Origin of the sequence: Candidatus Didemnitutus sp., assembly GCA_019634575.1 — a bacterium.
Taxonomy (GTDB): Bacteria; Verrucomicrobiota; Verrucomicrobiia; order Opitutales; family Opitutaceae; genus Didemnitutus.
The window spans coordinates 318,624-344,555 of record JAHCAY010000003.1; the positions used below are offsets into that span (position 1 = coordinate 318,624).

At 64.7% G+C, this 25,932-nt stretch carries 18 protein-coding genes; 9 read left to right on the plus strand and 9 right to left on the minus strand.

Going from position 1 to position 25,932, the window contains the following annotated elements; translation table 11 throughout:
* Positions 1 to 69 precede the first annotated feature (69 nt).
* Positions 70 to 603 (plus strand): hypothetical protein, encoded by a 534-nt coding sequence (locus KF715_19895; GenBank protein ID MBX3738966.1) that lies wholly within the window; start codon positions 70 to 72, stop codon positions 601 to 603.
* 87 nt (positions 604 to 690) lie between these two features.
* A complete protein-coding gene (locus KF715_19900) occupies positions 691 to 1,698 on the plus strand; it encodes a hypothetical protein (protein ID MBX3738967.1) in 1,008 nt (335 codons plus the stop codon).
* Here the strand turns inward: KF715_19900 and KF715_19905 are convergent.
* Genes KF715_19905 through KF715_19930 form a run of 6 tightly spaced genes read right to left on the minus strand, consistent with a single transcriptional unit; the run spans position 1,695 to position 8,410 of the window.
* Positions 1,695 to 2,573 (minus strand): ParB N-terminal domain-containing protein, encoded by an 879-nt coding sequence (locus tag KF715_19905; protein ID MBX3738968.1) that lies wholly within the window; start codon positions 2,571 to 2,573, stop codon positions 1,695 to 1,697. The two genes, KF715_19900 and KF715_19905, sit on opposite strands and share 4 nt — an antisense overlap.
* Positions 2,573 to 3,457, minus strand: a complete 885-nt coding sequence (locus tag KF715_19910; protein ID MBX3738969.1) for a ParB N-terminal domain-containing protein — start codon at positions 3,455 to 3,457, stop codon at positions 2,573 to 2,575. The genes KF715_19905 and KF715_19910 overlap by 1 nt, the downstream gene beginning before the upstream one ends.
* Positions 3,454 to 4,947 carry a recombinase family protein gene (locus KF715_19915; protein ID MBX3738970.1) on the minus strand — a complete coding sequence of 498 codons (1,494 nt, stop codon included), beginning with the start codon at positions 4,945 to 4,947 and terminating at the stop codon, positions 3,454 to 3,456. The genes KF715_19910 and KF715_19915 overlap by 4 nt, the downstream gene beginning before the upstream one ends.
* Positions 4,948 to 4,995: 48 nt before the next feature.
* The gene (locus tag KF715_19920) at positions 4,996 to 5,454 is read right to left on the minus strand and encodes a hypothetical protein (protein ID MBX3738971.1); all 459 of its coding nucleotides are present in this window, start codon (positions 5,452 to 5,454) and stop codon (positions 4,996 to 4,998) included.
* Positions 5,455 to 5,505: 51 nt separating this feature from the next.
* Positions 5,506 to 6,240, minus strand: a complete 735-nt coding sequence (locus KF715_19925; protein MBX3738972.1) for an HNH endonuclease — start codon at positions 6,238 to 6,240, stop codon at positions 5,506 to 5,508.
* Between the two features lie 28 nt (positions 6,241 to 6,268).
* Positions 6,269 to 8,410, minus strand: a complete 2,142-nt coding sequence (locus tag KF715_19930; protein ID MBX3738973.1) for an ATP-binding protein — start codon at positions 8,408 to 8,410, stop codon at positions 6,269 to 6,271.
* A gap of 129 nt (positions 8,411 to 8,539) precedes the next feature.
* On the opposite strand from KF715_19930, the gene KF715_19935 reads away from it, so the two are divergent.
* The 3 genes from KF715_19935 (at position 8,540) to KF715_19945 (ending at position 10,495) form a co-directional block, all read left to right on the plus strand.
* Positions 8,540 to 8,782 carry a hypothetical protein gene (locus tag KF715_19935; protein MBX3738974.1) on the plus strand — a complete coding sequence of 81 codons (243 nt, stop codon included), beginning with the start codon at positions 8,540 to 8,542 and terminating at the stop codon, positions 8,780 to 8,782.
* A gap of 20 nt (positions 8,783 to 8,802) precedes the next feature.
* The gene (locus KF715_19940; GenBank protein MBX3738975.1) at positions 8,803 to 9,783 is read left to right on the plus strand and encodes a DNA cytosine methyltransferase; all 981 of its coding nucleotides are present in this window, start codon (positions 8,803 to 8,805) and stop codon (positions 9,781 to 9,783) included.
* A 226-nt stretch (positions 9,784 to 10,009) separates the two neighbouring features.
* The gene (locus KF715_19945; protein ID MBX3738976.1) at positions 10,010 to 10,495 is read left to right on the plus strand and encodes a hypothetical protein; all 486 of its coding nucleotides are present in this window, start codon (positions 10,010 to 10,012) and stop codon (positions 10,493 to 10,495) included.
* A gap of 373 nt (positions 10,496 to 10,868) precedes the next feature.
* Here the strand turns inward: KF715_19945 and KF715_19950 are convergent, their stop codons facing one another.
* From KF715_19950 to uidA, 3 genes are all read right to left on the minus strand, one after another.
* Positions 10,869 to 13,928, minus strand: coding sequence for a carbohydrate-binding protein (locus KF715_19950; GenBank protein MBX3738977.1), 3,060 nt, complete (start codon positions 13,926 to 13,928; stop codon positions 10,869 to 10,871).
* Between the two features lie 92 nt (positions 13,929 to 14,020).
* Positions 14,021 to 16,783 (minus strand): TonB-dependent receptor plug domain-containing protein, encoded by a 2,763-nt coding sequence (locus KF715_19955; protein ID MBX3738978.1) that lies wholly within the window; start codon positions 16,781 to 16,783, stop codon positions 14,021 to 14,023.
* A 49-nt stretch (positions 16,784 to 16,832) separates the two neighbouring features.
* Positions 16,833 to 18,599 carry a beta-glucuronidase gene (gene uidA, locus KF715_19960; protein MBX3738979.1) on the minus strand — a complete coding sequence of 589 codons (1,767 nt, stop codon included), beginning with the start codon at positions 18,597 to 18,599 and terminating at the stop codon, positions 16,833 to 16,835.
* A 118-nt stretch (positions 18,600 to 18,717) separates the two neighbouring features.
* On the opposite strand from uidA, the gene KF715_19965 reads away from it, so the two are divergent.
* From KF715_19965 to KF715_19980, 4 genes are all read left to right on the plus strand, one after another.
* Positions 18,718 to 19,917 (plus strand): LacI family DNA-binding transcriptional regulator, encoded by a 1,200-nt coding sequence (locus KF715_19965; GenBank protein MBX3738980.1) that lies wholly within the window; start codon positions 18,718 to 18,720, stop codon positions 19,915 to 19,917.
* A 196-nt stretch (positions 19,918 to 20,113) separates the two neighbouring features.
* Positions 20,114 to 21,574: an MFS transporter gene (locus KF715_19970; GenBank protein ID MBX3738981.1), complete on the plus strand. Its 1,461-nt coding sequence runs from the start codon at positions 20,114 to 20,116 to the stop codon at positions 21,572 to 21,574.
* 6 nt (positions 21,575 to 21,580) lie between these two features.
* Positions 21,581 to 23,956 carry a hypothetical protein gene (locus KF715_19975; GenBank protein ID MBX3738982.1) on the plus strand — a complete coding sequence of 792 codons (2,376 nt, stop codon included), beginning with the start codon at positions 21,581 to 21,583 and terminating at the stop codon, positions 23,954 to 23,956.
* Positions 23,944 to 25,812: a hypothetical protein gene (locus KF715_19980; protein MBX3738983.1), complete on the plus strand. Its 1,869-nt coding sequence runs from the start codon at positions 23,944 to 23,946 to the stop codon at positions 25,810 to 25,812. The genes KF715_19975 and KF715_19980 overlap by 13 nt, the downstream gene beginning before the upstream one ends.
* The last annotated feature ends 120 nt before the right edge of the window (positions 25,813 to 25,932 follow it).

Sequence of the window (25,932 nt, forward strand, 5' to 3'; positions counted from 1 at the left end):
CCGCCCAAGTTCTCGGGAAGCGGGCGTTTTTGTCCTGGGCAAACACACGTCGACCCGCATCCTGGCGACATGGGACTGAGCTACCATTGGTCGATCCGAGCACCCGCCGCGGTTCCGGCCGCGGAGCTCGCTGACTTCCTCGCGAACGTCGAGGGCGACGCGAAGCTGCTGGGCTTCGCCCCCACTATCGTGGTCAACGGTCCCTTCGACACGCCGGAGCGGAGGGAATTCGCACGGCGGGTCGCGCGGCCGCTCACCGTCGAGGATCCACGACTGCGGGACGTCGTGCTGGCGCCGGGTTCATGCTGGTCCCATGATCTCCGCGAGGGATGCTGTCGTCTGGCTCCGGAACACGGCGTCCTCCTCGTCGTCACCGACCAGCGCGGCCGCGAGACGGTCTTCGGGTTCCTGCGGTATCCGCGCTTCATCACCAAGTCGGATGGCGCTGTCGTGATGGAGACTCCCGGTGGCGGGGACTGGCGGTCCGGCTCTTTCGTCGACTGCCCGGACCATCGCTATCGCGCGATCATCCGCCGCTTCGCCGCGGCCGGGTTCGTCGAGGACGAGAAGGACGAATTCGCACCGCCGGAGCGCGGCGCCTGATTTCGGCAGGGAGCCGCGAGGTCCCTCGCAAGTTTTCGCTCGTCACGCGCGGCAACCGCGTGTTCTCCACAACCGGTCGCAGCCCCGATGAACAAAGCAGGCCAGCACAACCTCGATCTCGTGATCGCACCCTTCTCCAACCAGGAAGGCGAATGGTTCTGGAAGGATGCTGAGGTCCGCGAGCAATGCAGCCGCAGCAAGTTGTACATGATCGGTCAGAGACGGGAGGTCCTTTTCGAAAACATCGATCCCGCCGAGGACGCCCTGACCCTCGACCTCGTCTGCGGCGAGATAGCGCTTCGCGGGATCCGGCTCCCGACGGCCCAGTTCCCCGTCCCTAAGGACAGAAATCTCGCGCTCGAATACGGTCCGAAGATCATCCGCGTCTACGCGGTGAAGCCCGGCTCGGTCGGGCGAACGCGCAACCCGGATCCGGACGATCTCGTCCACTGGTTCACCCCGGACCGGCTGATCTTCTTTTTCTCGCGGGGATGGGTGCAGGCCGCGGGGCTGGAGAATTTTCGCCTGTTCACGAAATTCGACCTGTACTACGTCGGCATCTCCAAGACGGGCGACAGCTTCTCGCGGTTGTTCAAGACCGCCCACGAAAAACGCAGCCGGATACTCGGGAACGAGACGCAGTTCAGGGACACGGCGCGACTCTCGGACGAGCTCTTCATCTTCCTCTTCGCGGTGGAGGATCTTCAGATGATATCGATCGGAGGGGACGATGATGATTACTCGGCGCTTTTTCAGCCGCCTCTTGATTCGGCCAAATTGGCGGCGGACGCGGAAAAGGCCTTCGTCCATATCATGCGCGCCAAGTACAACGCGCAGACCTACCCTTCCTACCCGTTCAGCACCGACGGGCTCTGGGACGAGAAGTTCGACCACTACGGATTCTTCATCAACGAGGCGCTCACATTCAGGACTCCGACCACGGAGATCCGCGGGGCGCGCCTCTACGACTCATTCTTCCGCGACGCCCCCGATTTCATAGTCGTCGCGAACGACAAGGTGAGCCTCGCGAAGGCCGTCCGGACGGACGTCGGGAAACCAGGGACCGCGGCCGAGGCTCCAGGAGCCGGAGCCTAGAGCGCCTCGAGCGCGACGAGATCATTCAGTTCCTCCAGTATCTCGGGATACCGCTTGGTCAGGAAGCGCGCAACCTGGGGATTCTCCGTCAACCGTTTCACGAACCGCTGCACGACATTCAGCGAGAGCGTGTTCTCCCCGTAGCCGTCCTGGTGGGCCCGGAAATCGCGTTCCAACGTCTCCATCTCGCGCTCCATCTGCGCCAGCTCCTCGGGCTTCAATCCCTTCACGCTCTTCGGCGCCTGGGGCTTCACCAGCATGTCCGGCGGCGTCGCGATCAGGAGCGCCTGCGCGTAACCCCGGGTGTAGTTGCCCATGCTCACCATGAGGTGCGCGAAATCGAGCTGCCTCATCGCTTTCACCTTCTTGAACACGCGCAGCGCGGAATCGGTGATCGGCTTGTCCTTCAGCATCTCCACGACGTCCGGATGGATTCCGTCGAGGAGATTCATGCTTCGCTTTATCCGGTCCGCGTCGATGTCGAGCGAACGGGCGATCTGCTCGGGTGTAACCCCCTGCTCGATCGCGCGCATGATCATGCGATGCTCCTGGATCGGGGCCACCCGGCTGATCTTGTCGTTGTACGTGAAGGCGTCGTCGTTGGTGGCCACCAGGCACACCGCCTCCGCGCGGCCCAGCTCGCGCAGCGCGCGCAGCCGCATGTGGCCGTCGAGCAGGACGAAGTTCTCGCGCGACCCGCGCTGCGGATGGACCACCATGGGCTCGATCACGCCGATCTCGCGGATCGACGCAAGGATCGCCCGGAACTTCCCGAAGGCCTGGTCATTGGCCTGGATCGGCCGGATCGGCATGATGCGGTCCAATGGAAGCGTCACGGTCCGCCGCTCGAAGGCGCCCTCGATCTTGCCGGCCATCACTTGCCCTCCTCGATCCGCTCCGCGAGGAACTTGGGCAGCGTGCCGATCTTCTCCGCGCGCAGCAGCGTCACGAAATCCTCGTCCGCCATCAGCACGCGAAACGCGGCCGTGATGGCCAGCAGGCGCGCCTCGCACGCGCGCGCCTTCTTGATCAGCAGGCGCTGGCGTTCCGCCTGCGCGCGGTAGGAGGCCACGAAACTGTCCACCGAGCGCCGCACGCGGGTGCCGCCCCGGCCGTCCGTGTACGCGGGCCCGAGGCTGCGCCGGTGCTGCACCACCTCGCGAAACGCCGTGAGCGTCTTCTGGTTGAACTCCTTCCGCTCGTAGGCCTCCATCAGCACCCGCTGGATGTCCGCGTCCGGCGTCTCTGCGATCTTCGTCGCGATGCTGATCGGGATGCGCTCGTGCAGGGCTGCGTCGAGGAGCCGGTCCTCGCCGCGCTCGATCAGGACCACGATGTCCTCGACATAGGCCGCGCCGAGGCCCGTCTTCCGGGAGATATCGTCGAAACTCTGCCCTTGGTCGCGCATCCATTTGATCGACTGGATCTGGTCGATCGCGCGCACCCGGCGCCGCGCGATGTTCTCGACCAGACTTGCGATCAGGCTCGTCTGCCGGTCGAATCCCTTCACGAACGCGGGGATGTGCGTCTGCCCGAGCGCAAGGAACGCCTCGAGGCGGCCCTGGCCGCAGACGAGATCATAGCCGATGCCGTCCGGCGCCGGCTGACGGCATGGCGTGACGGAAATCGGGCGCTTGAGCCCGATCTGCTCGATGTTGCGGACGATCACCTCGAAACGCTTCGCATCCCGCACGCGAGGATTCACGACGCGGATCGATGTGACGGGGATCAGGTGTACCTCGCCGTCCTCGGGGGTCATGCCACCCCCTCCACCGGCACGCGCTCGGCGAGCGCGAAGAAATAGTCCAGCGTGTCGAAACGGTAGCAGTCGAGCAGCGCGCCGTTCTCCTCCGCCAGCCGGATGCGCCCGCTGAGCACGTCGATCGCGGGCAGCAGGTAATAGTCCTTCACGGTCGCGTTGTCCGGATTCATCCGCACCGCGATCGTGATGTGCGCCGGGTTAGCGTGCTCGAACCGCACCAGCCAGCGCGCGGAACCCGCGCCGCTGGTCTGGCAGCGGCTGAGCGCCACGCAGGCCCGGTATTCCTGATTGATGAGAAGATGGTCCGTCGCCGGATCACGCGACACCTCGGCACCCAGCCGCTGCAGGCCGTCCACGACCCCTGTGACCATCCCCGGGTGCGCGGCTCGCAGCTGACGGTTGATCTCCACGTACGCGTAGTCGAACTCCGGCGTGTAACCGATCAGCTCGTAGGCCCGCACCAGCGAACCGAAGCGATGACGGTACACCGTGCTCGACGGCATGTCGGATTGCTCGTCGATGAGCATCCCGGAGACCCGCCCGTGCCGCGCGAACACCTCCCGGAGACGCGCCAGCAGCTCCTCGTCAGTGAACCGGCGGGCCCGGGCGAGGACCATCTCGCCGGCGCGGGCGAAGAGACCTGCGTCCACGATCCCGTCGAACGCGCTGTCCGAGCGCACCCACATGTCGCGCGGATTGCGCACATGCTTCCGCTTCAGCTTGCACGAGGTGCGGTGATACACGTTGTTCCCGATGTACTTCTCGTTGGTGAGGATCTGGTGGACCACTCCGCGGGTCCACGCGCGGCCCAGATCGGTCAGTATTCCGCGACGGTTCAGATCGGCGGCGATCTCACCCTCCGTCCATCCGCTGTTTACGAACACCTCGAACATCCAACGGACGATCGCCTGCTCCTCCGGCGGCCCGGGCACGAGCTTCACCCGATCGGTGATCAGGCTCTTGTGCTCGCGGATCGCGAGGATCTGCTTCGGCTTGCCCTCCAGGTCGACGAGCAGCCGGCGCAGGCCGTAACCGGCCATGCCGCCCTGCTTGTAACCCATCTGTATCAGTCGGCACGCGCCTTGGAACACCTTCGTCGAAAGCTCCCGGCTGTATTCGCCTGCCATCGAGCGCTTCACGCTCTTGATGATGTTGGAGGTCGGGCTTCCGTCGTTCTCGAACTGCTCCGCGCAGTAGTGCACGCTGATGCCCGCGCGGCGGCAGATGTATTCGTAGTAGCCGCTCTCGTCGGCGTCCTGGAAGCGTCCCCAGCGACTGACATCGTAGGCAAGTATCGCCCTGAACGCCGCCTTGCCCTCCGTGACCATGCTGATCATCTGCTGCAGGCTCTCGCGACCCTTGATGTTCAGGCCGCTCTTCCCCTCGTCGGCGAAGGTCTCGACGATCTCGAAGCCGCGGCGGGCGGCGTACTCGCGGATGCGATCCATCTGGTTCGCGGTCGAATACTGCTGGTGTTCCGTCGACATTCGGACGTAGGCGACGGCGGGGACTGGGGAGGTGGGGGCTGGCATGGGTCAGCGCCGCCCTCCGGCGCAGCGGAGGACGGCTTCGCCCGCCAGCATGATTTCCCGGATTTTCGCCGCGATTGATTCTTGCTCGCCGCTGCGCGCAAGAATCGAGACCAGTCCGAGAAACAGAGCGAGCTGGCGCTCGTTCATTTCTTGCGCGCCTGCCGATCGCAACGTTCGTTGCAATCCCCCGCCGAACAGGCGCAGCCGCGAACCGTCCTTCCGCCGCCTGCGCCGTGGATTCGCCGCGCGCCACAGGCGCGAGCGCAAGGCGTTCGACGGTCCCTTGAAATAGCCGGCGTTCTCGGGTTTGCTCAGCCAACGTCCCTGGCTGCGCCGCTTCGCCGCAGCCCGGCACTCGGATGCGGAACAGAAGCGGTGCTTTCGTCCGATCCTGGGATTCACGTCGAACTTCGCACCGCAATGGAGACAACTGCGGGTGGGTGTGCTTGGGCGTTTCTTCACATTGGAAGAAACGCGCGACCGGGGCGCTCCTCACCCGCACAGCGGAGAGGATTAGATCCGTTCCGGTGCCAGGCGCCGCTCAAGCTCGGCGCGAAACTCCGCGATCGTCGGCATCGGCCGCATGCGGTGTATCGCGCGGTGGCAATTCGGACAGAGGAGCGCTAGCTCCGAGAGCCTTGTCTTCCGCGGACCCGCCGCGGCCGAGAGCGGCTTCGTGTGATGGCACTCGATGATGGATTCCGCAACGGCGCCGTAGAGGACGGTCAGGTCCGCGCGGCAGGCCTCGCACTCCCACCGTCCATCGAGACGGGCTGACATTCGCTCCTTCGCCTTGCGCGCCAGCCCGGGATTCCGCTCGCGCATTTTGTGCAACCTCATCACGAGGACACCTTCAATCGCACCCTCATCGTCGATTTCCCACTCCGTCCCCTTCGCTCCGGTCGACCCAAGAAGTTCAGAAGCCGACCGGATCATGGCGGCCAGCTCCGCGAGCCGCCCGCGCTGCCCCGCGAACTCCGCGAAGACCTCGCCATCGAGCCGACCACCCCGGCGAAGCCCGTGGCCCGGGTGCTCGATGGCGTAGAAATTCTCCAGCTTGCTTTTCACGCTCATGGCGCTGCGGAACGCGATGGTCCGTGCCTCGGCGGGATGGATCGGAAGCGACCGCAGCAGCGCACTCATCTCGACCACCTGGGGGTTGCGCTGATTCAGCCTCGGCCTCTCGGTCCTGAAATAGAGATCGAGGACCAGCACCAGCTCATCGCGATTCCACGTCGGTTCTCTCATGCGGGCCTCCGTCACGGGTCAGGCCGGCTCAGCCCTCGGCCGCCGCGCGCTTCGCCGCCTTCTCGTAGATATCCCGCAGCTCCTTGTGGGCGTCCTTCGTGCGCTCGAGAATTTCGCCGATGTCGAACACGCGCCACTGGGCCTTCGGGTTCTTGGTGATCTCGTCCTTGAGGAGGACCGCGCCTTCGGCATTCGAGTTTGGCTTGGCTTTCGTCCCGATGAGGAAGCCCTCGACCACCACTCCGTCCGCCTTGCCGCCCTGCTGAGCAAGCCAGGCCTCCGCCCGCGCGATGTAGCCCTTGAGCTGGGTCAGGTGCTCCAGATGCAGGGGCGTGTTCGGGGCTTTGAGCTCGACGATGACGATTCGCCGCAATCCCTCGTTGCCGAGCAGGAAAACCAAGTCGGGACGGCGATTCTTGCCCCACGCCTTCTTCTCCTCGGCCTTCTCGGGTGAATATCCCTTCGCGATGAACTTGCCGATGCCCAGCTCCTTCGCGAGGCGGTGCTGCAGATCTGCCTCCGGCTCGTCGGAGGTGAGGAATTGCACGAACGTCGGATCGATCAGCCAGGGGTTACGCTTGAGCAGTTCGTGCAGCTTCTTCTCATTCTTGCCGGCCTTGAACTCCACATCCCGGTAGATTTTCCGCAGCGCCTCGATGGCATCCAGCCGGCCTTGGAAGAACGTCATGAACTCGTCGAACTCCTGGGCCGTCAGTTTCGTCACCGTGCGCACCACCTCTTGGAAATCAGGCAGCTCCTCCTGAGCGAGGTTCGAGATCGTAGTCAGGATTTCGCCTTGGCCAAGACCTCCCACGAGGAGCGGCAGCGACTTGCGGTAGAACGAGTCCTTGGTGTTCTCCGCCTTGCTCTGCAGCAGGGCCGCGGCGATCCGGTATGCGGTCTTCCTCCGATGTGTGGGAAGCTCCGCCTTGTCGATCGTCTTCTTCGTGAACGGATCCATCTCCGCCTTCTTCTTCGCCGACGCCTCGCCCATGTCGGCTCTCATCTTGAGCGCCGCCTTCATGGCATCGGACAGGAATTTCCGCAGCGGCGCCAGCAGCGGGGTCTCCCAGCGGAGGCTCTGGCGATCCGTGGCGATGTAGTCGGTCTCTTGGTCGTCGATGAAGTCCGCCACCACCACGCCATCCATGTAGCTGATGTATTGGAAGCCGTGCACACCCGTGTTCAGGTCGAGCAGCTCGGGCGCCGAGGCGAGCCGGTCATGCGCGTACACGCGCACCCCTCGCCTCGCCGCCGGCAACTGGTTGCCTGCCTCCGTGAAACGGATGCGATAGCTGAACTCGTGCGGCGCGCCGTCCGACATGATCTGGCCCTTCGCGAGCACCGACGCGTCGCCTCGCTCCAACGGCGGATAAGCCGCCATGAACGGGCCCTCCTTGGGCTTGAGCGTGTCGCCGTTGATGGTGATCCGGAATTGCTGGGGACGCACGATCGAGAAGTGCTCCGCAAGGACCGCGCGCGCGGTGTCCGTGCCGCTGCGGATCGAGTCGTGCACAATGTGTGAAAGCACGATTCGCGTGCCCTTCTTCTTGATCCCGCCGCCATCAGCGAGCACCTCGAACGGGACCGAGACCGAGTCGGTCTCCCTTTTGGCGACGAGGTCGGGCAGATTGAGCGAGATCTTCACGGCGTGCTTCTCCCCCGCCTTCCGCGAGATGACCTCCACACGGTGCGCCACGCCGAACCCGGCGAGCTTCCCCAGTCCCTTCCGTCCCATGAGGACGCGTTTGCCCTTCGTGCGGGCCTGGCCCGTCTCGCTCCGACGGCGGCGCCCGATCAGGAGGAAATTGTCCTGCAATTCCTGGCGGTCCATCCCGTCGCCGTCATCCTCGATCACGATCTTGCAATCGCCAGGCAGCGTGCGCTTGCCGAGCGAGCCGGGCGGCTTGGCCTTCTTCTTCCCGGCGTCGTCGAGGGCCTCGTAGGCCGCGACTTCGTCGCTGTGGGACGCCTTGACGGCCGCCATCGCGGCGGCGAGCGCGTCATCGTCCATCACAATGCGGCAGGCATCGGCGTCTGCGTCGTGGGCGTTGGCGACATACTCCACCAGCACTCGGCTGAGCGTCGTGTAGAGGTTCACGCCGAGATCCTCGACGATGTGCGGGGAGACCTTGAACTTCAGGGGGCTGACATCGATTTCTGGGGGCATTGGGGGAGGCGATGCGCCCGGATTTGAAGCAACTCGCCCGCGCCTTGGCGAGCCGGTAAAGCGCGCCCGACCGTGCCGGCATTCGGCGAATTGTGTTGAAACATGTAATCAGATTACATGTTTGTCTGCATGAAGGAAAATCGTGGTCGACGCAGGAAGTCCCCGCTCAGCCGCGCCGAGCAGACCCGCGAGGCGCAGCGCCGCTTCCGCCGGAGGATGCAACGCGAGGGCAAGTTTCCGATGCAGGCCTATGTCGACCGCGACTTGGTTCAGATCGTCGACGCGGACGCGAAGCACCGCGGCGAGACGCGGGGCGACCGGGTCGAGTGGGCACTGCGCCGCGCGTTCGCGAAGACCGGAGGTCGCCAATGAGACCAGCGCCGGCGCCTACCATGATCGAGATGTTCTCAGGAGCGGGCCTCCTGAGCTACGCATTCACGATGGAGGGGTTCGAGCCCATCCAGGCCGTGGAACTCTGCCCGCACGCGGCGGACACCTACCGCCGCAACCTCGGCCCGCACGTCGTGCAGGCGGACATCCGGAACGTCGATCCCGTTGGACCTTGCGACATCATCACGGCGGGCCCCCCTTGCCAGGGCTTCTCCACCTTGGGGAAGCGACAACAGAACGACCCGCGCAACTTTCTTTCCTTCGAGGTGGCCAAATGGGCCGAGCTGACCGGCGCGTCGGTCGTCGTGATCGAGAACGTCGCGGCCTTTCTTGACTCCCCCATCTGGGAGCGCCTTGCGCGGCGCCTTCGCAGGCTCGGCTACCAAGTCGATGCCCAGGTGCTCAACGCGGTGGATTTCGGCGTGCCGCAGCTGCGCACGCGTTCGTTCACCATCGCCTCCAAGCTGGGCCTGCCGGAGATCACCCCGCTCCGCGGCGGATGCCGCACCGTTCGCAGGGCGATCGATGGCCTTGGTAGCCCCGCCGCCGGCAATGACCATCTCCATCGTGCGCGCCCACTATCCCCTCTCGCCGAAGCTCGCATTCGCGCCATCCCGCCCGGTGGCGACAAGCGCGACATCATGAAGAGACGTCCGGAACTGGCCCCGCGCTCCTGGTGGAACGTCCACAGCGAGGCGACCGACGTCTGGGGGCGCATGGAATTGGATGCTCCCGCGAACACCCTGCGCACCGCATTCATCAATCCGTCAAAAGGCCGTTACATCCACCCGACGGCTGACCGGATGATCACGCTGAGGGAGGCGGCGCGCATCCACAGCATCCCCGACCACTGGCAGTTTTGCGGCCCGGATTCGTACATCGCTCGCCAGATTGGAAACAGTGTGCCGCCGCGGATGGGCCGTGCCGTCGCGCGCGCGGTCGCGGCGCTTTTCTCGCGTCAGACATCGCGACGCGCGGCCTGAGACAATGGTTCGGCGTGACGCCCACGCCGGCGCGGGATCGCCTCCCCTCAGGACACCGGCACGGAGTCGCGTAGACGAACTGCTGCACTCCAGAAGCTCTCTTGCTGCCGTTGGTTGGTACACACGAAGGCGTCGCGATTCCGGCGCGGGTCGGAATTTTGGTGCGCGGCATCGTCGCCTGGATGACATCCATCATGATTCAGGCGAGTGCCGTTTCTCAAATCCCATGAAAAACCGCGCCTTCTGGCTGATACTCGGCACGCTGATTTGCTTTGGCTTCGCCTGGCACGATTTCCCGGCGTACGCTGATCGGTTGGGCAAGATTCAAACCGATTACCAAGCCAAAAAAATCGACCACGCGACACGTTCGCAAATGGTGGTGACCGCAATGGTCGAGAACACCGGAGCCACGTGGAAATGGCACCTCGGAGGATTTCTCCTGTTGTGCGGAGCGATGCACTACGGACACACGCAAGTGCGGAGTTGGTTGGCGAAACTTGGCTTCGCTCTGCCCACGGTGGCGGTGTTTCTCCTCGCCACGGCATTCTTTCTGGTCGCGGATGAAAGCGCCAAGTTTCTGCCGGAGCGATGCCGAGCCGAGCTGTTCGAGGAGCTGATCAAGATCAAGCTCGGCTCGATCGTGGTGAGTTTGTTCGCCGGACGCATGTGCTTTGAGATGTTCAAACCGGTTTTCTCGAGCGACGCGCGCTGACGCTGGAATACCGAGGGATCATGTTGGTATGGGAAGCGGCACGTGACCGGCGCGAATGGCCGAAATCCGAGCAGAGCGGCGCTCCGCTTGAGTCCGCAGATCCCGCACCTGCCATCATCCTTTGTGCAGCGACTGCGATTGGCGTTCACTCGAAACAACTATTAGCGCCACTTTGGTGCGTTTCGAATTCGGGCTTCCACCACCACTTTTGAGAGCTGCCTCGAGCCTTTCGAGGCAGCTCTTTGCTTTTCAGCAGGATGACTGATCGAAGCACGTCCGTGGAGGATATACCGCGGGCATCCACGCTGGGCCGCCGAGCGATCTTCCGATCATTCGGCAGAGCGGACCGGCCGGGTCAGTATACCGGGCGAGATCAGCGATCCCTCTCGTATTTCGTCAGCAGAAGGTAGTCGATGCCGATGCGCGTGCCGGGCGAAGTGAACGCGGTGAGGTAGGCAACGTTGTAGGTGCCCGGGCTTGGCAACACGAAGGAACCGAAGTCGGTGTTCATGTCGTTGCCATCGCGAATCTGCGGCGTCGCGCTGTAAACCGCCGTGCGGGTGCGGCCGACGGTGTAGCCGTCGACGAGCGCCACGAACCGGCCCTGGTCCGTCGCGGCGAGGAAGCCCGTCTCGAGGCGGTAGACGCCCGCGGGGAGCGGGTCGAACTGGAAGCGCACGTAGTCGCCGAGACCGATGTCGGCATCCACATACGAACCGGAGGCGGGCGGCGGATTCGCGGCAATCGCCCAGGTGCCACCGCTTACCGTGGTCGGCAACAGCTCGGCTTCGCGGCGGATCACCGTCTGGACACGGGTGCTGCGGATCGTGTCCAACCCGAGTGCGTATCCGGTGCTGCAATCCGCGGCCCCGGTCACGCGGAACGTCAGCGTGTGCGCCCCGGCGGCGAGTGAATAGCTGCCGATCCCGACCTCGGTGCATCCGACCGCGTAGGCATAGGTGTCGATCGGCGCATAGACATCGGTGCCGTCGAGATTCATCTGGAACCGCGCGCCGTCCGGTCCGCTGACGTAGCGCACGGCGAGAAAATAGAGGCCGGCGTCGGGGACGCTGAAGGTGTAGGTCACGGTGTCCATCACGCCAAGCAGCGTCACCTTCGAGTAGCTGCCGCCGCGCGCATTGAAGTAGGTCGGTGTCGTGAACGTGGCGCCGCCGCTCGCCGTGATGGGAAGCTGGTCGGCCTGGGCGACAATTCCGAGCGCGGCTGGAACGAGGGCAAACGAATCGAGGCCGATCGTGTAGCCGGTGCTGGCGGCATTCTTGCCGACGATCTCGAGGCGAATCATGTGCTGGCCAGCGGTGGCGAAGGTGACGGAGCCGTGGCGCGTGGCGACGAAGGCGGGCGAAACGGAGTAGCCGTCGACCACCGGGCCCGTGGGCAAGCCGTCGACTGTCACCTGGAACATCCCGCGACTGCTGAATTTCTTCACCATGCTGCTGAGCGAATAGAGCCCGGGCGCCGGCACGAAGACGCTGAAATCCACGTAGTCGCCGACCGCGTTCAGATTGCACAATTCGAGCGCGCCATTGCTGGCGCCGGCATCGGTGAGGCGTCCGGCGCTGTCACCCGGCGAGGGCGTGGCGGTGATATCTTCGCCTTCGATCGGACTGAGGGCCGACAGGCGATAGTAGTCGAGCGCGGCGCTGTAGCCGGTCGCGGTCGCGCTCTTGCCGAGCACGGTCAGACGCAGCACGTGCGTGCCGGCGGTCAGCGTGCACGCGCCGAGGCTCGCGTCGGGATAGCCCAAGGCGTTGGTTGACTGGTCGAGCGCTCCGCCGACGTCCACGCCATCGACACTCACCTGGACGATCGCACGGCTCGGATCGGCTTTGTAGCCGAGATTCAACCAGTAGGTGCCGCTGGCGGGCGCGGTGAACGTGTATTGCACCCAATCGCCCGCGGCGGTCAGAGCGGCTTTGCTGAACTTGCCGCCGCTCGCTGCGGTGTCGGTGATCGCGGTGATCGTCTGGCCGGCGTTGACGGTGGCCGTGAGCGACTCGGCCTCGACGCGTCCGGACTGGCGCGCGGGCGCGGCAACGGTCGGCAGCGAGAGCGTGACCTTGACGGCCTCGCGACCGGACGTGACGTCGAAAGGGACTTCGAGCGTGCCACTCGCAGAGGGTTTCCAGTCGCCCTCCGAGATCAAGGGCAGCGTCGTGAGCTCCGCCTCGGTGAGCGGCAGGCGCTCGGCTTTGACGTGCACGTAGCCGCTCGCGTCGAGGAGACCGGATGCAGGCGTGACGTTGGTAAATCTCACTTTCCCCGTGCCGCCGGTGTAGCTCGATTTCTCCGTCGTGCCGACGAGCGCGATGACGCGATGCGCGGTCGAGTCGAACGAGGCGAGCCCATCCAGGTTCGGCGCGGAGGTGCGATCGACCGTGAGCGTGGAGCCGCTCATTTCCCCGTAGCTTTGATAACTCCACCACGCGCCGCGCGGGAGCATGGTGTCGGGCGTGATCAGACCGGTGAGGTGCGGTGCGAAGGCTTGAGGAACGCCGGCGACCGCGGTGGCGGTCCAGGCGGCGTGCAGCGTGTTGATGCCGGCGCGCTCGGCGTTGGCGAAGAGCGTCACGGCCAGGCCGGGGTCGAGGTTGCGGTCCGTGCCGGAGGAGATCGCTTCGCCGATGCAGATGTCGACGGTGTAGCCGTAGGAAGCGGCGTAAGCGCGGATCGTGTCGGCGTTGGCCTTGTAATTCGCGATCGTGCCGAAATGCCAGTTGATGATGTCGGGCATCTTATGTTCGGCGGCGCAGTGATCGATGAACGCCTTCAGCTTCGCCTCGTCGTAAGTGCTGTAGCTCGGGCCGGTGATCTTGGCGCCCGGCGATACGGTGCGGATGGCGTTCCAGGCCTCGTCCCACACGGCGAACCAGTCGGCGTAGGTGGCCATCGTCATCGTCGGACTTGTCGCGGGAGGCCCGCACGGTGACGCCTCAACCGCCGTGACGCCGATCTTCTTGTCAGGCTCGTTGTAGATGTCCCAAATGAAATTTTTCCCTTCGTTCAGCGCGCGCGTGGCGAGCGCGGTGACCTGGCTGCCCCAATAACTGCGCCAGTTGGCCGGATCGGAAGACGTCGGATCGGTGCACTTGACCGAGTCGCTTGCGATCAGGACGACGTTCGGCACGCCGAGCGTAACGGCGCGATCGTAGAGCGCGAAGGGATCGTCGAGCGGCAGCTGGGTCGATTGGCTGAGGCGGACGAACTGCAGGTTGAGCGGCTGGATGAGCGCATCCTCGGGCGCTCCGCGATCGAAACCGCCGAGCAGTCCGCTGGCCTTGTGGTCGACGGCGCCTTGGGGATCGTTGAGGTTGAAGGTCAGGCGGTCTTCAGCCGCGCACAGCGATAAAGCCGCGAAGGGGAGAACGAGCAAACGGCGGAGCAGGCGCCGGACATGGTTGGGGGTAGACATGGCGAGCCAGGGGTTTGGGGTGACGGGCAAAGCGAAGCCGCAATCCGGTGGGATCGCGGCTTCATCGGAATTCAGCGCGCGGGTGCGCGCGCTCAGAATTGAACGCTCGTCGAGAGCGTGAACGTCGTCGGGTCAGTGTAGCGGTAGAGGTAATTCGGACCGCCGGCCGGACTCGTGGACAGGGCGCCAGACTTGCGGCGGGCGCTGTTGCCGTTGGTGAGGTCGTAGGCGTTCCGGACGTTGAAATTGAAGGTGAGCCGCGCGCCCTTCACCTTGCGCGTGTAGATCGCGTAGAAGTCGACCTGGTGCGAGCCGCCGGCGCGGTAGGGCACGCCGTTGAGGATCGTCACGTTGTAGTTCGGCACCCAGACGCCGCTCGCGCCGAGGCGCACTCCGAGGCGGCGCGGCAGTTCGTAGTCGAGGATCCAGCTGCCGCTGTAGGGCGCGCTGCGCAAGCCGGTCACCTCGGTCGTGTTGGTGTTCGAGAGCAGGATGTTTTGCGCGTTGGCGATGAAGGTGGCGCTTTCCGCCATCGCAGGATTGCCTCCCGCGGCGTTCGCGGCGTTGGTGCGCGCGATGGCGGCGTCGAGCAACGCTTGGAACGCGGTGAAGTCGCGCGTCGCGCGGACCTTGGTGGCGGAGAACGTCGCGCGAGCCTGCAGGCCGAACGTGCGCTGGCCTTGGAGCGTGAGATCGAAGCCGCGCGATTTTTCCTCGGAGTTCACCGTGCGGCGCTCGTTGTTCAGGCCGGTCGTGACAGTAAAGTAGCCGGGATCGCTCGGGAGCAGGCCGTTCGGGTTGAAGAGGTCCTCGAGCTGCGTGTTCGAGAGCAAGTCAGGCGTCCACGAGTAGGCGGCGTTGCGGCGGTGAATCTCGTAGAAGGCGAGGCTGTAGAAAAGCTTCTGCTTCGCGAGGTCGCCCTTGATGCCGATTTCCTTCGTGTCGCCGGTGATGGGGCCGAGGTTCTGGCCGTTGAAGGTCTGGGCGGCCTGCCAGTTGAACGACTCGGAGTAGACACCGTAGAGATTGAGGCCGAAGTTCGGCTTGCGCACCGCGACCCACGTGAGGCCGGCAACGAGTGTGTTGGCGTCGACGTCGTATTTGGGATCGTAGCGATACATGTCCGGCGCGTCCGCGGGGTCGGGCACGGCGGCGTAGAGACCGCGGGCATCGGCGGTGTAGATCGAATCGACGGGAATCTTGCGCGAGAGCTTTTCGTAGCCGGCGCCGAGCAGCGAGACGAGGCGGCCGTCGAAGTATTCGCCGGAGAGCGTGGCGTTCGCGGCGCGGGAGTAGCGGATGTCCACGAGCGGACTCGTGTTCAGGTAAACTTCATTGAGCGAGGCATGAAAATTGGAGGTGCTCGCGAGATTACCCGGCAGCAAGCGATCCCAGTATTCCTGCGAGCCGTAGGCCGGATCGTCGAGATAGGCGCGGATGCGGACGATATTGTTGGCGAGCGAGCCGGACGCGGCGTCGTTGACGAGGTTGAAGCGGCGATTGCGCGCCGCGTCGCGCGAGTGCGTGCCGGTGACCACGAGGTATTCCTTGGCCCAGTGTCCGAGCTCGAACGGATAGGCCAGCGTCAGCCGGTGCGTCTGCACGGCGTTGGAGAAGATCTTGTAGGTGTTGCTGCCATCGAGATCCATGAAGGGACGACCGGCTCCGTCCACCTGCACCACCGGCGGCGAACTGGTCGTGCCGAAGGATACGTCGTTGCGCTCCTGCTGCTGGCGCTGCTGGTTGAAGGCGTATTCGATGGCGAGATCGCCGATCTGCTGCTCCACCGTCGCGGTGAAAACATTGTAGGGCCGATCAAGGTAGTCGCCGGCGCCGAGGACGTTGGTGGTTTTGCCCAGACCGCTGAAAACCTTGCTACTGCCATTGGGCAGCAGCACCGACTGGGTCATGCCGTCGAGCAGCGGAAGGATCAGGCCGCCGGCGCCGGAGCGATCGATCGCGGCGGGCGAGGAACTCGTGCGCTGGATGACGGTGCCGTCCGACGTGTAATACCAACGGTTGTTGGTGGATAGGCCAAGGCCGGTCGCCGCGACACTCTGGATCGCGAGCGCGTTATCGGCACGGCGGCGCGCGTAACGACCGTGCTCGCCCTCGATGCGGATGCGAGTGTTGGCGAACGGCGTGTAGGAAATCGCCATCGTCTGTGCGGCGAGATGCTGGAAATTGCGGTCGACGTAGGTCTGGTCCTTCCGCTCAACCAAGTTCACGCGGACGCTGAGTTGTTTGGTGATTGGCTGGTTGAAGTCGGCCTGGAAGCGATACGAGTCGTTGCTGCCGACGCTCGCGGTGACTTCGCCGAAACGGTAGCTGCGCGGCTGTTTCGTGAACGCCGTGCTCTGGCCGCCCGGGGCCGAGTTGCCGAACATCAGCGAATTCGAGCCCTTATTGAAGTCGAGCCGCTCGATGTTGTAGGTGTCGACCGGCACATACCAGAGGAAGAAATTGCGCGAGCTCGTCGAGGTGGAGTTGAGGCCGCGATAGGTGATGCGATTGTCGTCGGTGCGCGACTCGAAGCGCGGCAGCACCGTGAGTCCGGACACAAAACGCGCCGCATCCTCGGTGGACGCGAGCTGCAGGTCCTTCATGAACTCGCTCGTGATCGCGTCGACGGTCATCGGCAGCTTCGCGAGTTCCTGGTTGGTGCGGTTGCCGATCAGGGTGGTGGCGGCGCGCCACGAGCTGTCGCGTGCCGTGTTCACGACGAACGGCGACAGTGAAACCACTTCGGAGTCGGCGGGCGCAGCCGCGGCTTGGTTGTTGGTGCTTTGCGCGGATCCGCTGGATGCAAGGCTCAGACCCATCACAGCAAGAAGGAGCGAGGCGGGGATTTTCATTTTGGGGACTGGGGTGAGGTTAAGAGGAAGAAAGGGAGCGAGGGCAGGATTAACGGCGGGCGAGCCAGCGTTCGCGCAGGGCGAAGGCGGCGGCCTTGGGCTGGCGCTGCCGCGTGAAAACGCCTTTGCGGTTGCCGTCGATGCGGGTGATTCCGGGTTTCGTGGCGAAGTCGGCGAAGGCCCACACGTGCTCGCCGACGATGAAGGGGCATGAGTCGAGCACCTCGTGGAACGCGCGCAGGTAATCGACCTGGAACTCCTCCGAGAACATCGCGCTCGGCAGCTTGTGCAGCCCGGCGATGGTGTCGGCGCCGTATTCGGAGAGCAGGATCGGCTTGCGCCAGCGCGCGCGCCACTCGGCGAGTTCAGCGCGGAACTTCGGGCCGATCGACGCCAGATCGCCCGGGTCGAGATACCAGCCGTAGTAGCGGTTGATCGCGATCACGTCGACCAAGGCGCCGATGCGGTCGTGACGCGGGAGATTGCACTCAACGACGGTGATCGGTCGTGACGGGTCCAACTCTCGCGCGAGCCGCACGACGGCGCTGAAGTGTTCGAAACCCGCGGCTTCGTGCGTCGCCGTCTCGTTGGCGAGGCTCCACATGAGCACACAGGCGTGATTGCGGTCGCGCTCGATCATGGCTCGTGTCGTGTCGCGGTGGTGATCGCGCAGCGCCGCACCGGCCTTCTCCGCGGTGAAGATCGGCGTCGTGGGATTCTCCTGTTCGTCGAAACGATAGAGGCCCACGGCCGGACACTCTCCGATCACGGCAACTCCCTCGCGATCCGCGAGCCGCAGGAACTCTTCCGAGTAGGGATAATGCGCGCTGCGCACGGAGTTGGCGCCGATCCATTTCAGGAGCGAGACGTCGCGCACGTTGACGGCATCGTCAGCCCCCTTGCCGCGAAGGTCGGAATCCTCGTGCCGACCGAAGCCGCGGAAATAGAACGGTTGCTCGTTGAGCAGGAAGCGGTCGCCGTCGACCCGCACGGTGCGCAATCCGAGCGGCAAGCGATAGACGTCAAGCCGTTCACCAGCGGCATCGAACACGCGAACCTCCAAATCATAGAGCGTCGGCGATTCGGGCGACCACCAGAGAGGTTTCGCGACGGCGAGTTCCGCATCGACACCTTCGCCGGCGACAACGGGCGTTCCGGTCAAAGTGAGTCGCAGCTCGCAACGAGCCGCGCGCGTGACGACGCGCACCCGCAGCCACGCGTCGTCGCCGACGCGGCTGACACTGGCGTGAATCCCTTCGATGCCGCCGACCGGCTGCGCGATGAGGCGGACCGGGCGGCAGAGGCCGGCGTAGTTGTAGAAATCGTGGAAATAGTCCTGGCGCTTGCCGCCCGCGGGCGATTGCGCGACCTCGCCGGGCGGGAGCGTCGTCCAATCCAAGACGTTGTCCACGCGGGCGACGATGGAGTTCGCGCCCTCGTTGCCGAAATGCACCACGGAGCCGGCATCAAATTCGAACGGCAGGAAACCGCCGTGATGCCGCGCCATTTCCCGGCCGTTGATCCAGACAGTCGCGCGGTGGGCTGCGGCGCCGATACGCACGCGCACGCTCTTGGTTCGCCAGCTTTCCGGACAGAAAAACTCCCGCCGATACCAGACCGGACCTACGTGGTCGTGCACGGCGCGGTCGGTGGTGAGGTCGTTGTAGCTCGCCGGCACCGACATGCTGCGGCGCTCCGGCCACGCGGCCGTTTGCCACTGGTCGGCTACTCCGCGGTCCTCCGGATCGAGACGAAAGTCCCAGATGCCGCTCAATTCGCGGACTTCGCGCGTTTCGGTATCGATCGGGTAGAGCATGCGTCGGGAGAGGTGGGGCTGAAGCGGCGTTCAGGTTTGACCGGACTGCGAGCGCTGCCAAAGGTCGCGCGTGTAGCATCGTTCAATTTTGAAAGCATCATCCTGCAATCTGAGGGCCGTGGCCCGCGCGGCCGGAGTATCACTCGCCACCGCGTCGCTGGCCTTGCGCGGGAGTCCCTTGATCGCGGAGGAAACGCGCGCAAGCGTGCGCGCCAGTGCGGAGAAGCTGGGCTATCATGTGAACCCGCTCATCAGCGAACTGATGGGGTCGCTCCGGCATCGTCGGCGGCGGCAACAGGTCACGATGGCGGAGATCGCGGCGCGCGCGGGGGTATCGCGCGCCAAGGTCTCGCTGGTGCTCCGGCATCCCGCGCGCGGCTCGCCGGCGTTGGCCGCGCGGGTTTCGGCGGCGATCACGCAGCTCGGCTACGCGCGCGATCCGCTGCACGCGGCGCTGCTTTCCTTCCGGCGCTCGAACGCCACGCGGCCGAAACACACCACGATCGCGTTTCTCACGGTCACCGCGCCGAACGCGACGTGGCGGAATTTCCTCAGTCACCAGCAGATGTTCGAGGGCGCTGCGGCGCGAGCGGCGGAGATCGGCTATTCGCTCGAGGAGTTCAGCGTAACGCCAGGCATGAGCCCACGGCGCTTGAAATCCATCCTGCTGGCACGCGGCATTCACGCGATCATCGTGGCGCCGGTGCCCGACGGCTGCGGTCCGGCCGACTTCGATTTCACCGACTTCTCGAGCGTCGGATTGGGCTTCAGCTTTGGCTGGCCGCCGGTGGAACGGGTTTCCAACGATCACTTCCAGTCCATCGTGCTGGCCATGCGAGAGTGCCGCGTGCTCGGTTACCGCCGGATCGGCCTGATCGTGAGCCGCGCGGTCAGCGAGCGGCTGGGCAATCGCTGGCTCGCGGGCTATCTGCTTAGCCAGGCCGGCTATCCCACGCGCGAGCGGCTGCAACCGCTGATGCCCGACACCGCGGCAGGCATCACTCGCGCCCTGCCCGGTTGGCTGGCGCGGCAAAAGCCGGACGTGTTGATCTACGGTAACCACGAGATCGGCGAATCGCTGGCGCACCTCGTGGGTCCGAAGATTGGACTCGTCAACCTGCACGTGCGCAGCGCCGACGGAGCGGAGAGCGGGATCTATCAGGCGTCAGCCGAAGTGGGCGCTCGAGCGATCGACGCCGTGGTTTCTCAACTGCACCACAACATCGTCGGCCTCGTGCCCAATCCGAGCCAGCACCTGATTCCCGGCCGTTGGGTCGCCGGACACACCACGCCTGGTCCCGGCCGGCTGCGGCCCTAAATGAGTTATTTTTGAACGATGACAAGACACGCCGGCTACCCACGGCCGCGGGAAATGTGCACGCTCTGACCAAGTCAGCATCCCCCATGCGTTTTTCTCTCCCCCACCCGCGACAGCTGCGTTCGTCGACCGAGATCGTGCCACGCGCCACGCCGCTTGCCACTCAGCGCCAGCTCGAACGGGGAGCACGGCAGCCATGACTGCCGCATCGAGATCCGCCGCCGGTCCGACCGCGTCGCTTACGCCGCCGCGTTCGCCTGAATGGCGTGCGGGTAATCTCACTTACGACCGGCGGCAGTTGATCGGACTGTTCTGCTGGCTGCTGCTGGCCGACTTGGCGTTCATGATCGTGAGCCAGATCGAGCCAAGCGTCTTGCCGATCCTCCTCAAGAACGCGGGAGCGTCCGATCATCACGTCGCGTGGATTCTCGGGACGCTGGTGCAAGTGACGCAACTGGTGCTGAACCCGCTCTACAGCACGAGTTCCGACCGAACGCGGACGCGCTGGGGACGGCGGATTCCGTATCTCTTCGTCGTCACTCCGCTGGCTTCGCTCCTACTCGCCGCCACGCCGTATGCGCCGGACGTCGCGGCGTGGGTGCAACAGCAGAGCTGGGGGCCGGTTGTTCTCCGCCATCTGGCGGTTCCGCCCGCGGTCCTGATGTATGGGCTTTTTGTTTTCGGTTTCTACCTCTTCTACAGCGGCACGGCCTCGATTTTCTTCTACCTATTTCGCGACGTCGTCCCCGAAAGCCACATGGGACGGTTCATGGCGCTGTTCCGCATGGTGGGAGCGTTGGGCACGTTCGTTCTGAACTACTGGCTGCTCGGCGTCGGAGTTCGACTCCCCCGCGAGATGTTCCTCGGCATGGCCGTGCTGAACCTCGTCGCGTTCATTGCGCTGTGCCGGTTCGTGAAAGAGCCGGACTACCCTCCGGTAAAGCGCGCCGCCGATGGCGACCGTCGCCCGTTGACCAGCCGTGCGATTGGCACCGTGCTTGCGTATTTTCGCGAGTGCTTCTCGGACTCGCTGCATTGGTGGACCTACGTCTGCCGACTGATGGTGTATGCGTCGATCATGGTCGCGACCTTCCGCATCTTCTTCGCCCTGCAAGAACTCAAGATGACGGTGGAGGACGCGGGCAAAGCGCTCTCGTGGTCGTCGCTCCTGTGGGTGATCGTCGCCTATCCGGTCGGAATGCTCGTCGATCGATGGAAGGTGTTCCGCGTGATGCGGTGGGCGCTGTGGATTCAGAGCGTGGCCTATCTGCTGTCCTTTTTCCTCATCCGCGACAACGCCACGTTCCTCGTTTTCTCGCTCGTGACGGGCGTCCTCTACTGGGCCATCATGCTCTGCCAGTTCATGCTCGGACAAGAGGTCTTTCCCGCTCTGAAACTGGGCCAGTTCTTCTCGGCGAATGTCGTCTTTCAGGCGCTCGTCATTGCCGTGGTGGTGAGTCCGTTCTGCGGATGGCTGTTCGACACGCTCAAGGGCACGACGCACGTCATGGTGCTGCCCCTGTTCGGCACGCTGGAGATCGGCCCCTATCGCTACGTCATGCTGCTGCTCAGCGCGGTGTTTTTCATCTCACTGCTCGGGCTGTATCGCGTGGAGGCGCTCCTGCGGGAGCGGCAAGCGCCCCCGGAGGCTCGCTGAACCACCATGGCTGGAACCGGCAAATCCATCGGCGTGCCGCTGCCCACGCAGGCGTTGCGGACGCGCGACGTCGTGCGTTCCACGATCGTCCGCGCGGAGCTCTTGTCGCACACCAGCAACACGGCGCAGTTTGCGGCGTTTCAGAAGACGAGTGCGTTTCGTCCGCTCTCGTCAGCCGACCAAGCGATGTTCGCCGCGCGCGGGCTGGCGCTCGAGGGCGCGGCACCCGCGGGCCGGATAGCCGTCGACATCCTCGACGACCGCGTTTTCCGGATTCGCTACCAAGACGAGCGCTCCACGACGCCAGCTGCGTCGGGTTTGACCGTCGACGAATTCCGCGGCCCGACCCGCTGCGAGTGGGAAGTTACGTCGGCCGCGGTGACCGCTCGCACGCCCGCGGGCGCGTTGCACCTCAATCTCGAGCGCTGGCGCTGGGAGTGGCGCTCGCTTGAGGGACGCGTCATCTGCGCCGGCGGCGGCGAGGAGAAAAACTACTTTAATCAATGGGATGCCTACGGTCTCGGCATTTCGCATCGGGTCGACGACGGTCGCCCGATCTCGACCGAGTGCTTCGATCTGCGACCGCACGAGGCGATCTACGGCTTTGGCGAACGTTTCATCCGTTTGAACAAAGTCGGTCAGACGCTCGACGTGGACATGTCCGACACCAAGGGCGTCACCACCGACCGCGCCTACAAGAACGTCGGCTTCTTCACCTCGTCACTCGGCTATGGCGTGTTCCTGAATCACACCGCGCGCCTCACCGCGTGGGTGGGTTCACTCAGCGCCTGCGATCTCCAAGTGGGGGTCGACGACGACTTCCTCGATTACTACGTCTTCGCCGGCAGCCTGAAGGAAATCCTACCGCTCTACACGCAACTCACCGGGTGCGGGCCAGTGCCACCGGCGTGGAGTTTCGGCTTTTGGCAGAGCAAAATCAGCTACAGCTCCGCCGACGAAATCCTCGGCATCGTGCGCGAGATGCGCGCGGCCGAGCTGCCGTGCGATGTGATCCATCTCGACACGCACTGGTTCAGCCGAAACTGGTTCTGCGATCTCGAGTTCGACGCACAGCGGTTTCCCGATCCGGCACGTTGGATCGCAGAGCTGCGCCGGCTGGGCGTCCGCGTCTCTCTCTGGCAGTTGCCCTACATTCCGGAGGGTTCGCGGCTCTTCGCCGATCTGGCGGCGGTGGATGGATTCGTCCGCAACGCGAATGGGGAGATATTCGACTGCGAAATCACTTTCGTCGACGGCTTCCGCGGGATCGTCGGTGTGATCGATTTCACCAACCCGCGAGCGGTCAGGGCCTGGCAGGATTACCTGAGAAAACTCTTCCGCCTCGGAGTCGCCGTGTTGAAAACCGATTTCGGCGAAAGCGCCCCGGTCGACGGCGTCTACGCGGACGGCACGCCCGGCCACCGTGCGCACAATCTCTATCCGCTGCTCTACAACGCCGCCGCCGCCGCCGTGACCGCCGAGGAGACCGGCGCGCCGCTGGTTTGGGCGCGCTCCGCTTGCGCCGGCGGACAGCGCTTCCCCGTGCATTGGGGCGGCGACAGCAGCCCCAACCCGGCCAACATGATCCCGCAACTCGAGGGCGGGCTGAGCCTCGGGTTGAGCGGCTTCCCGTTCTGGAGTCAGGACATCGGCGGCTTCATGGGCGAAACCAGCGACGAGCTGCTGATCCGCTGGCTGCAATGGAGCATCTTCCTCTCGCATTGCCGGATTCACGGGTTCGGCCGCCGCGAGCTCCACCGCTTCCGTCCTGATACGGTGGGCATCTGTCGCGAATTTCTCCAGCTCCGCTATCGTCTGCTGCCCTACCTGCTCGGCACGGCGGAAATCTGCCAGCGCAAATCGCTGCCGTTCGCGCGCCCGCTGATGGTCGAATACCAGCACGATCCCAACACGTGGGGCATCTCGGACGAATTTCTCTGCGGCAACTCGTTGCTCGTGATTCCCCTCACAACCGTCGATGAAGCGCGCCGCGCCTACCTGCCGCCGGACGTATGGTATTCCTGGTGGGACGGGCAGCGTATCGACGCAGCTGTCACCGGTCGCTGGATCGAAGTGCGTGAACCACTGCAACGCCTTCCCCTGTTCCTGCGCGCGGGCGCGATCCTGCCGCTCGGGCCGGTGATGAACTATGTCGGCGAACAGGAATATTCACCTCTCGAAATCGTGATCGCACCGCTCGCGCACGACGGTGAGCGCAATTTCTCGTTCCCAAAATCGACCGGCGGGCACTGCGAACTGGGCTATCGTCGCGCGGGCGACACGCATCGCGTCACGATAAGCGGAATCGACGTCGCGTCGGTCCAACTCCGCAGCCTCGATCCCCTCGTCACCCTCATCCTTGAAGAGCCATGCCGCGCCTGATCCTCCGTTCTTCGCTCCTGCTCTCGCTCGTGCTCGCGAGTCTGTGCCCGGCGAGCACAACGCTTCCCGCAAATCCTCCCGGCGGACTGGCCGCGCCGCGAGTGAACACGCGGAAAGTCTACGCCGACTATCACAGCCCACGCTACACCCGCGCACACGACGGCGCCGTCGGCGTGTGGAAATATGCCGGTGTCGCCCGCACCAGCAAGCTGCCGAATCCCGCGGTCAACAGTAACCCCGACCTGATCGACGCCGACGGACGACACGAGTTGGCGGCGACGTTCTACCCGCTCGTCGGGATGCAATCCGAGCTCGATCCCGACTATCTCGAATATCAGGTGCTGTCGGCCAAGACGGCGGGGATCGACGGCTTCTTCGTCGAGTGGGGCTTTCAAGAGCACTCCAGCGAAGCGATCCGGCAGGCACTGACCGCGGTGGCCGCGCGCTACGATTTCGAGATCGGCATCACTCTGTGCGATCGATGGCTCTTCACGCAGCTCCCCGCGCTGCAGCCCGCGATCAAGGAACGCGCGCAACTCGCCGCCGAGTTCCGGCGCAACTACGATTTTCTGCGCGACGTCGTTTTCGCCTCGCCGACGACGCCGCGCTACCGCGACCGGCCCGTGCTGCTCCTCTTCGGCGGCGGCCTGACGCCCGAGGAATTCCACTCGCTCCGCCCCGCCGAGCCTGGTCGCACGACGAATGATCCTTATGTCCTCGTGCGTCCACTCCTCGCGGGAGTGTCCGCAGGTCCCGCCGCTGCGCTCGCGCCCGTCTGGGAAAAGTCGCCGTGGTATTCGCCTGAAGACGGCTTCCTCGCCGGCGTCGACGGCTTCTTCGGCTGGGTGCCGACGCGCGCCCGCACCGACGCATTGGACGCCCTCCCCGCTCCCTTCGACCGCTACGGCACGCTCGCCGATGCGCTCAACTATCTGCGCGCGATCGACGCGGTTCCCGGCAACGGTCCGCGGGTCAGCTGCGCGACGCCGGGCTTCGACAATCGCACCTGCGCCGGTTGGGGAAGCGACTTCTCGTTCCTGCCGCGCGGCCGCGGCGAAATCTATCAGGCGATGTGGAGATTCAACCTGACCGCGAGATCCGTCGAGTGGATGTATCTGCCCACGTGGAACGACTGGACCGAGGGCAGCCAGATCGAGCCGTCGATGGAGGATGGCGGCTTGTTCCTGAAACTCACGGCGGCCGCGGCTGGCCGCTTCAAGGGACGCGAATTCAACCCGGCACTGACGGAACTGCCGCGCCAATTGTTCGAGCTGCGGAAACGCACGCAGAGACTGCGCGCGATCGGCGTGGACATCGACGCGGCGTCGGGCGCGCGATTGGACGCAGTCGCCCAAGCGTTGGCGCGTCTCAATGGCACTGCGGCCCGCGCGGAGATTTTAGCGTTGGAAGCAAAGATCGCGTCGCTCGAGGCGCAGCTGCCACCGCCCGAACGAATGGCTCTGACGACGGAAACCGGGGGGCTCTCTCCCGCAACGCCAGCCGCCGCTGATGGGAAGTCGCGCCGCTTTTGGCGCATGGATGAAGCCGCGGCTCGCCAGCTGCGCGCACATTACTACGAGGGGACGCTGGAGTTCGAGTATCGACCGACCGGTCGTGGCCGCTTGCAGATTTTCACCGACACGAACCGCGCACGCTCCGCTGTCGGCGAGTTTGGCGTCATTGCCGACCTCAATTTTCTGCAAGCGGGCGACTGGCAAGCGGCGCGCGTGCGTGTGTTCCACGGCAACCCCGCCTGGCAACACGGTCTCCAGGGCGAGAGCGACCTCGAGTTTCGCGGTGCCGCCGACGTGCGCCAGGTGCGCCTGATCGTCGACACCTACCGGCCCGCTCGCTGACTCTTCATGAAATCGCGCTTACATTTCCCGACGATCGGGAAAATCGAATACGAAGGCTACCAACGCGCTCACCCGCTCGCCTTCCGTTACTACAACCCGTCCGAAGTCATCGACGGCAAG

Bases quoted from the DNA above. Each gene is read 5' to 3' on its own strand.
- KF715_19895 (MBX3738966.1), top strand. From the start codon at position 70: ATGGGACTGAGCTACCATTGGTCGATCCGAGCACCCGCCGCGGTTCCG.
- KF715_19900 (MBX3738967.1), top strand. From the start codon at position 691: ATGAACAAAGCAGGCCAGCACAACCTCGATCTCGTGATCGCACCCTTC.
- KF715_19905 (MBX3738968.1), bottom strand. From the start codon at position 2,573: ATGGCCGGCAAGATCGAGGGCGCCTTCGAGCGGCGGACCGTGACGCTT.
- KF715_19910 (MBX3738969.1), bottom strand. From the start codon at position 3,457: ATGACCCCCGAGGACGGCGAGGTACACCTGATCCCCGTCACATCGATC.
- KF715_19915 (MBX3738970.1), bottom strand. From the start codon at position 4,947: ATGTCGACGGAACACCAGCAGTATTCGACCGCGAACCAGATGGATCGC.
- KF715_19925 (MBX3738972.1), bottom strand. From the start codon at position 6,240: ATGAGAGAACCGACGTGGAATCGCGATGAGCTGGTGCTGGTCCTCGAT.
- KF715_19930 (MBX3738973.1), bottom strand. From the start codon at position 8,410: ATGCCCCCAGAAATCGATGTCAGCCCCCTGAAGTTCAAGGTCTCCCCG.
- KF715_19935 (MBX3738974.1), top strand. From the start codon at position 8,540: ATGAAGGAAAATCGTGGTCGACGCAGGAAGTCCCCGCTCAGCCGCGCC.
- KF715_19940 (MBX3738975.1), top strand. From the start codon at position 8,803: ATGATCGAGATGTTCTCAGGAGCGGGCCTCCTGAGCTACGCATTCACG.
- KF715_19945 (MBX3738976.1), top strand. From the start codon at position 10,010: ATGAAAAACCGCGCCTTCTGGCTGATACTCGGCACGCTGATTTGCTTT.
- KF715_19950 (MBX3738977.1), bottom strand. From the start codon at position 13,928: ATGTCTACCCCCAACCATGTCCGGCGCCTGCTCCGCCGTTTGCTCGTT.
- KF715_19955 (MBX3738978.1), bottom strand. From the start codon at position 16,783: ATGAAAATCCCCGCCTCGCTCCTTCTTGCTGTGATGGGTCTGAGCCTT.
- uidA (MBX3738979.1), bottom strand. From the start codon at position 18,599: ATGCTCTACCCGATCGATACCGAAACGCGCGAAGTCCGCGAATTGAGC.
- KF715_19970 (MBX3738981.1), top strand. From the start codon at position 20,114: ATGACTGCCGCATCGAGATCCGCCGCCGGTCCGACCGCGTCGCTTACG.
- KF715_19975 (MBX3738982.1), top strand. From the start codon at position 21,581: ATGGCTGGAACCGGCAAATCCATCGGCGTGCCGCTGCCCACGCAGGCG.
- KF715_19980 (MBX3738983.1), top strand. From the start codon at position 23,944: ATGCCGCGCCTGATCCTCCGTTCTTCGCTCCTGCTCTCGCTCGTGCTC.